Genomic DNA, 6142 nt, shown 5'->3' with positions numbered 1-6142 from the left:
AAAAATCAAAGCCCAACCACAAAACAAGAGCCAACGGTTCTGCCCTTGGGTCCAAAAACCATCATCAACAAAAAAATCACAAATCCGCCTCAGCCGGCACCCCCACCCGCACCGCAGGCCCACTCCCACTCCCACTCCGCAACCGGCTAAAACTAACCACGGCCCCCACAAGAGCCACCCCCGCGGCAACAAAAAGCGCCACCCGGGCCGCCCCGCTGGCATCAACACTAAACAACAACGCCACAACAGCTGTCCCGGTGGTCTGCCCCAGCAGCCGCGTGGTAGCTTGCGCCCCGCTGGCCCCCCCGCTGCGCGCCGGCGGCGTAGCGCCAATCATCGCGCGGTTGTTCGGTGACTGGAATAACCCGAATCCCAATCCGCACATGGCCATGCGCCAGCACACGGCAAAGCTGGACGCTTCCGGCCCAAGCGTCGCCAGGCCGATCAGCCCGCTCCCGAGCAAGGCCAGCCCGATGCCGGCCAGGATGCTGGCTGGATAGCGATCGGACAGGCGTCCCGAGATTGGCGCCATGATGGCCACCATCAGCGGCCACGGCGTGATCAGCAGCCCGGTCTCGTTCAGCGTGCGGCCAAGCTGGTACTCCAGGTAGAAGGGCAGCGCCACGAAGGCCAGCATCTGCGCCATGAACGAGCAGAAGGACGTGCCCACCGCCAGCGTGAAGGCGCGGCTGGCGAACAGGTCCACCGGCACCAGCGGTGCGTGCTTGCTGCGCTGCATGCGTACCAGCCACCATCCCAGCAACGCTGCCACCACCAGGCCGGCGGCGGCGGCGGGGCGCCATTGCGCGTGGCCCGCGCCGTCCACGCCCAGGATGAACAAGGCAAAGACCACGGCCGAGAGCAGCGCGCTGCGATAGTCGAAGCTGCGCGGCTGGGGCGGCGTCGCCGGCAGCGCAGTGCGGGCCAGMGCGAGCGCAAAGATCGCCACCGGCACGTTGATGGCGAACAGCCACGGCCAGCTCGCCACCGACAGGATCAGCGCGCCCACCGAGGGGCCCACGGCAATGGTGATGCCTACCACCAGCGCGTTCAGCCCGATGCCCCGGCCCAGCTTCGTGGGCGGATAGATAAAGCGCACCAGCGCCGTGTTCACGCTCATGATGCCGGCGCCGCCGATGCCCTGCAGCACCCGCGCGGCCACCAGCACCGGCAGGTTGGGCGACAGCGCGCACAGCAGCGAGCCCGCCAGGAAAATCGCCAGGCCGCCGCGGTACACGCGCTTGTAGCCAAGGATGTCGCCCAGCGAGGACAGCGGCAGCAGGCACACCGTGACGGTGAGCTGGTAGGCGTTGACCACCCAGATGGTGCTGGACGGGTCGGCGGCCAGCTCGCGCGAGATCGAGGGCAGCGCGATATTGGCGATCGAGCCATCGAGCACGGCCATGATCAGGCCGCAAAACACGGTGAGGATGGCCCAGGAGCGTTGGGGATAGGGTAGGCCTTGGTGTGGCTGCATGAGGGAGGGCGGCTGCTGAAGGAGTGGCGCGAGCAATACATTAGATGCTTGACGACACAATTATCGTCTCGCGGAGCGGGACTCGCAAATGATTGGAATGTGGTAAGGCAGCGCCGGCAGTGTTGTTTTTCGGCCGCAGAGAAATAGGGCGGAAAACCCGCCGTACTCGACCAAATGCCCGGCTGGCCCAGCGCTATGATCCCCGGCACGATGTCCCGGAAACCAGGTCGCGAACCGCACCTCCCTTGGGGACGCAGCGTTTTCCGGATCGCCATTAGMCATGTCAACGTCAACCACCCAGGGCAGCTGGCAGCCAGTCCCCACTAGTCTCGATCCCGTCGACTGGAGCGCGCTGAGGGCGCAGGGGCACAGCATGCTCGACGATATGCTGGACCACCTCCAGGGCATCCGCGCCCGCCCGGTCTGGCAGCCGATACCCGACGCGGTGCGCGCCAGCTTCCGCGAGCCGCTGCCCCGCGAGGGCAGCGGGCTGGACCAGGTGCATGAGACCTTCATGGACAGCATCCTGCCGTTTGCCGTGGGCAATGCGCATCCCGGCTTCATGGGCTGGGTGCACGGCGGCGGCACGCCGGTCGGGATGCTGGCGGAAATGCTGGCGGCCGGGCTCAATGCCAACCTGGGTGGGCGCGACCATATCCCGGTCGAGGTGGAGTGGCAGGTGCTGCGCTGGGTGATCGAGCTGTTCGGCTTTCCCGAGGATGCCAGCGGCTTGTTCCTGACCGGCTCCTCCATGGCCAACCTGTCCGGCGTGCTGGTCGCCCGGACCCGGGCGCTCGGCTCGGGGGTGCGGTCAACCGGCATGGCGCAGGCTTCGCGGCGCCTGACGGCTTACACCTCCACCCGGGCGCATGGCTGTATTGCCCAAGGCATGGACCTGGCCGGCCTCGGCAAGGACAATCTGCGCTCGATTCCCGTTGACGAGATGGGGCGCATGGATATGGCGTGCCTTGTCGCTGCCATTGCCCTCGATCGCGCTGCCGGCTTCCAGCCATTTCTCGTGGTGGGCACCGCCGGCACCGTGGATACCGGCGCCATCGACGACCTGGCCGAAATCGCGCACATTGCCCGCCGGGAGCAACTGCATTTTCATGTCGACGGTGCCTTTGGCGCCCTGGCCATGCTGTGCCCCCAACTGGCGCCACGCCTGCGCGGCATCGAGCAGGCGGACTCGATCGCCTTCGATTTTCACAAATGGCTGCAGGTCCCCTATGACGCCGGCTTCTTTGTGGTCCGGGACCGGCAATTGCACCTGCGCACCTTTGCCACGCACGAGGGCACGTACCTCAGCCGCGGCGAGCGCGGCATGGCGGCCGGCTCCCCCTGGCCCTGCGATTTCGGGCCGGACCTGTCGCGCGGCTTCCGCGCGCTGAAGACCTGGTTCACGATCAAGGTCTATGGCACCGAGCGGCTGGGCGGCATGATCGCCCACACCTGCACCCTGGCGCAGGAACTCGCGCGGCGCATCGAGTCCGAGCCGGAGCTTGAGCTGCTGGCGCCGGTATCGCTCAACATCGTTTGCTTCCGCTTTATCGGCGCCGATGCCGATGCCGATGCCGATGCCGATGCCGATGCCGATGCGAGCGGCGCCATCGAGCAGGTCAACCGCGATCTTGTTGTCGCCCTGCAGGAATCCGGCCTCGCCGCGCCCTCGTCGACCGTGCTCGACGGGCGCTTTGCGATCCGGGTCGCTCTGTTCAATCATCGCAGCGGGCCGCAGGATATCGATGTCCTGCTGAACGCCACTCTGGCGCTTGGCCGGTCGCTGAGCGCCAAATCACCCGTACCCGTACCCGTACCCGTACCCGTTCCCGAAGCCAGCGGCCTACCACAATGAACGCAATCCTTGATCCCGCCAACATGACGCCGGCCCCTGACACACTGATCGGCCTGCGCCACCTGCTGCGGGCAGCCCATCAGAACGAGGACCTGCGCCCGCTCGGCGCCGAGCTGATCAACCACCTGCAGTCGCAGCCGGACGACGCCAATGCGTTGATGGATCTCTCGCTGGTCCTGCAGCTCATCGGCGATCACGCGCTGGCCATGACCATGCAGGCCGAGGCGCTGCAGGTGCGCCAGCTCTATCACTTGCCGACCCTGCGCAATGGCGAAGCCCGCCTGCGCGTGCTGGCCATCATGGTGTCGGGCGACCTGATGGCCAACACGCCGCTGGAGTGCTTGCTGGGCAATTCCGACGTGGCGCTCGATGCGCTCTACGTCACGCCGGAAAACCCGCTGCCGCAGGCCGTGCCGGAGCACGACGTGCTGTTCATCGCCGTGGGCGAATCCGACCGCACCCAGCCCGTGCTGGAGCACCTGCGCGCGCTGGCGGCAATCTGGCCGCGCCCGGTACTGAACCAGCCGGATCGCCTGCAACAGCTCTCGCGCGACCGGGCGGCATCGTTGCTGGCCTCGGCGCCGGGCGTGTGCATGCCGCCCACGCTGCGCGTGGATCGCCAGGTACTGGCCGGCATCGCCAGCGGGCAGGCAGCGATCTCGTCGGTGCTGGGCGAGGKCGCTTTCCCGATCATCGTCAGGCCCCTCGGCTCGCATGCCGGCAAGGGCCTGGAGAAGATCGGCGACGCGGCCGAACTCGCCGGCTACCTGGCGCAGACGGATGAGCCGGCTTTCTATGTCTCTTACTTCATCGATTACCGGAACGATGACGGCCAGTTCCGCAAATACCGGCTGGTGCTGATCGAAGGGCGCGCGTATGTGTGCCACGTCGGCATCTCCGAGCACTGGATGATTCACTATCTCAATGYCGGCATGGCCGAGAGCGCGGCCAAGCGGGATGAAGAAGCGGCCATCATGCGCGACTTCGACGACACCTTCGCGCTGCGCCACAAGGATGCCCTCGCTCTGATCCAGGAGCGGCTGGGCCTTGACTACGTGGGCCTGGATTGCGCCGAGACGCCGGATGGTGCGTTGCTGGTGTTCGAGGCCGACACGGCGATGGTGGTGCACGATATCGATCCGGTCGACCTCTTCCCGTACAAGCAGCCGCAGATGCACAAGATCTTCGCGGCGTTCCGGACCATGCTGATCAACGCAATCCAGGCCCATGCCGACCGCGTGGACGCGCACGATGCCGCTGCCATCGACGGCTGACCTGCTGGTCAGCGGCGGGGACCACCGCATTGCGCTGGATCCGGCGACCGGCCGTAACAAGTACGGTTGCCAGCCGCTCGCCTCAACGGGGCTGGTTCCCTTTGGCTCCTCCACGTCCTCGGGGATCTCTCCCGCCGCCTTCGCCGTGGTGGACGCGCTGCGCAACCGGCTAGCCGCGGCGCTGCCGCACCAGAGCGCGGCCGAGCTGTATTGCCGCGAGCTGGAACGGCTGCGCGGCGAGTTGCTGGCGCTGTGCGGCATTGGCGATGCGCTTGGCACCGGGCTTGTCTTTTCGGCTTCCGGCACCGATGTGCACCTGCTCGCGGCACGCGTTGCCGCGCGGGTGGCGGCCAATGGGGCCGGCAGCGATGCGGGCAATGCGGGCAATGCGGGGAATGTGGGCGGTGGGGGCATTCCGGGCCGGCCCCTGGTGATCCTGGCCGGCGAGGCCGAGAGCGGCAGCGGCGTGGCCGCCGCGCTCGCCGGGCGCCACTTCAGCACGTACAACGCACTGGGCCGTACCACCATCCCGGGCGAGTCCCTGAACCAGGCCTGCGCCAGCGACGTCCTTGATGTGCCGATCCGCAACGCGGACGGCAGCCTGCGGGATGCAAACGTGGTCGATGCGCAAATCGATGCGCTCGTCAGCCAGGCTGTGCAAGACGGGCGCCAGGTGCTGCTGGTGCTGATCGACGTCTCCAAGACCGGATGCATTGCGCCGAGCATTGCGTGCGTGACGGCGCTGCATCGCCGCTGGCCCTCGGCGGTGCAGGTCCTGGTCGACGCCTGCCAGTTCCGCATTGAGCCGGGTACGCTCCAGGCCTACCTGCGCAACGGCTGCATGGTGGCGCTGACCGGCTCCAAGTTTGTGACCGGGCCCTCGTTTTCCGGCGCCTTGCTGCTGCCAGCGGCAATCGGCAAGACGCTGCGCGAGCGCGGCGTTCCGGCGGAGCTGCGCCTGTATTCCGCGCGCGAGGAATGGCCGCAAGGCTGGGCAAGCGCGCAGGCGCTCGGCAGTTATGCGAACTTTGGCCTGCTGCTGCGCTGGCAGGCCGCGATCCACGAGCTGCGCGAATTCCTCGCGGTGCCGGCCGAGCAAGCCGTTGGCATTCTGCGGCGTTTTGCCAGTGCCATCCAGCAAAGGCTGGGCAGCGATCCCGCCTTTGCCGCGCTGGCGGTGCCGGCGCTGGACCGCACCGCGCTGAACACGCCATCCCACTGGGACGAGATCCAGACCATTCACCCCTTCCTGCTGTACCGGTGCCAGCCGGGGGGCGGCAGGGCTGCGCTCAGCCGGGAGGAGACGGCCGCCATCTTTTGCCGGGTCCAGGCGCCGGGGAGCGCCGACGCAGGCGTGGCMTACCAGCTTGGCCAGCCTGTGGACAGCGGCCACCGGGCAGGTGTCCCGGTCAGCGCCTTGCGGCTGTGCATGAGCGCCAGGCTGGTAGTCCAGGCAGCGCGGGACCTGGATCAGGAGCGGCATCTCATCGGCCAGGCGCTGGCATGCCTGGATATGGTTTCCGCCCTTGTGCACAC

Annotated in this window: 4 protein-coding genes; 3 read left to right on the top strand and 1 reads right to left on the bottom strand. The window is 67.4% G+C overall.

What is annotated here, in order from left to right:
- Positions 1-76 precede the first annotated feature (76 nt).
- Positions 77-1477, bottom strand: coding sequence for an MFS transporter (locus AC1DS3_RS33395; protein ID WP_477109479.1), 1401 nt, complete (start codon positions 1475-1477; stop codon positions 77-79).
- 280 nt (positions 1478-1757) lie between these two features.
- Between AC1DS3_RS33395 and AC1DS3_RS33390 the strand changes: the two genes are divergently transcribed.
- The 3 genes from AC1DS3_RS33390 to AC1DS3_RS33380 all read left to right on the top strand — a co-directional run.
- Positions 1758-3332 (top strand): pyridoxal phosphate-dependent decarboxylase family protein, encoded by a 1575-nt coding sequence (locus AC1DS3_RS33390; protein WP_477128844.1) that lies wholly within the window; start codon positions 1758-1760, stop codon positions 3330-3332.
- On the top strand, positions 3329-4606 hold the full coding sequence (locus tag AC1DS3_RS33385; protein WP_477128843.1) for an ATP-grasp domain-containing protein: 1278 nt from the start codon (positions 3329-3331) through the stop codon (positions 4604-4606). Before AC1DS3_RS33390 ends, AC1DS3_RS33385 begins: the two co-directional genes overlap by 4 nt.
- Positions 4584-6142 (top strand): hypothetical protein (locus AC1DS3_RS33380; RefSeq protein ID WP_477128842.1); only part of this gene is annotated, 1559 nt, incomplete at its 3' end. The genes AC1DS3_RS33385 and AC1DS3_RS33380, both read left to right, overlap by 23 nt.

This window comes from Cupriavidus sp. 01L46 (genome assembly GCF_056399905.1).
The sequence above is the reverse complement of the archived record's forward strand: the minus strand, read 5'-3'. Positions and strand labels throughout refer to the sequence as shown.